Origin of the sequence: Rhodococcus sp. DMU2021 (assembly GCF_019641445.1) — a bacterium.
Lineage (GTDB): Bacteria > Actinomycetota > Actinomycetes > Mycobacteriales > Mycobacteriaceae > Rhodococcus > Rhodococcus pyridinivorans.
Window position 1 is genome coordinate 1 of sequence record NZ_JAIFKB010000074.1, and the last position, 1762, is coordinate 1762.

The following is a 1762-nucleotide window of genomic DNA, read 5'->3' on the forward strand; positions in this document are numbered from 1 at the left end:
CCTGAGTTGGCTCACGTATTCGGCATGAACGACGGCTCACGTCTGTGACCTGCTGGTTCTCGCCGTGATCGAGCTGATTTCACGCACTAACAGCCCGGGTTTTAGGCTCAGCGGGTGGCGTTTATCAGGAAGGTGCGCACCAAGTCCGGGGCCACGGCCGTGCAGGTCGCCCGATATGTGGGCGGCCGGCAGGAGATCGTCAAACACATCGGTTCCGCCCACACCGACGTCGAACTCGGCATGCTCCTCGAACGCGCTCGCGCCTGGCTCGAACCCGACCAGCAGGCCCTCGATCTGGGCGTCACGCCTCAGATTCCCGTGGAAATGCCGCTGGTCACCGGGCAGAGCGCACTGCTCGAACCGGAAGCTGAACCTGTGCAGGTTGACGTGCCGGGACGTACCGAATCGACCGGGTCGGTGCTGCTGCGGCAGGTGCTGGCCGAGGTGTACGACCAGCTCGGCTTCGGGATCGTCGACGATGCGGTGTTCCGCGACCTGGTGATCGCTCGCATCGTCGAACCCGGCTCGAAGCTCGACGCCGGCCGGGTCCTGCAGGACCTCGGGGCGGACCCGCCGAGCTACGCGACGATCAAACGTCACTTGGGTCAGGTCATCACCGGAAAGTACCGGGACCGCATCGCCGAGAAATGTTTCGCCCATGCCGCCGAAACCGGTGGCTTGAGCCTGTTGTTGTACGACGTGACGACCTTGTATTTCGAGGCCGAAAAGGAAGATGACCTGCGGAAAGTCGGATACTCGAAGGAGCGTCGGGTCGACCCGCAGATCGTCGTCGGGTTGCTCGTCGATCGCACCGGTTTCCCCCTCGAGATCGGATGCTACGAGGGCAATTCGGCCGAGACCCACACGATCGTGCCGATCGTGCGGCAGTTCCAGGCCCGCCATGACCTCGAAGGGGTCGAGATGGTCGTCGCCGCCGACGCCGGGATGTTGTCCGCGTCCAATCTCGCAGCACTGGACGAGGCCGGACTCAAGTTCATCGTCGGATCCCGCGCCACGAAAGCGCCTGGTGATCTCGCCTCCCACTTTCATTGGAACGGCAATGTTTTCACCGATGGGCAGATCATCGACACGATCACGCCACGGCACGGCCGCTCGGTGGTCAACAACTCTCGCAAGCGCGCCGAACCGGTATGGGATCGGGCGGCGCATCCGAATGCGTGGCGGGCGGTGTGGCAGTACTCGCGCAGCCGCGCCGCCCGGGACGAGAAGACACTCAACGCGCAGGAAGCCCGCGCCCGGGCCGTGGTCGACGGGGACACCGCACCGAAGTCGACGCGATTCGTGAAGACAACTGCGAAAGGCCGGCGACTGGATACTGCGTCGCTCGAACGAGCCCGGATGCTCGTCGGGCTGAAGGGATATGTCACCAATCTTCCTGTCTCGCTGATGGACCCGGGAGAAATCATCGACAAGTATCACGAGTTGTGGCATGTGGAGCAGTCATTTCGGATGTCGAAGACGGATCTGCGGGCACGGCCGATCTTCCACCGCACCCGCGACGCAATCGAGGCGCACCTGACCGTGGTGTTCACGGCCTTGGCTATCTCACGGGTGGTGCAGGAACGCAGTGGGCTCGCGATCGGCAAGGTCGTCAAGCTGCTGCGGCCGCTGCGGTCGGCGACCATCGCGATCAACGGAACCCGGCACACGTTCCCGCCGCAGGTCGAGGCCGATATGCAGGTGCTGCTCGACCGGATTTCAGGTACCGAAGTCACGCACTAACGAAATGAGCCAACTCGGG

1 protein-coding gene is annotated in these 1762 nt (G+C 63.7%); it reads left to right on the forward strand.

Annotated elements, in window-relative coordinates; translation table 11 throughout:
* The first annotated feature begins 114 nt into the window (after positions 1–114).
* Positions 115–1743, forward strand: coding sequence for an IS1634 family transposase (locus tag K3M35_RS25675; protein WP_220667276.1), 1629 nt, complete (start codon positions 115–117; stop codon positions 1741–1743).
* The last annotated feature ends 19 nt before the right edge of the window (positions 1744–1762 follow it).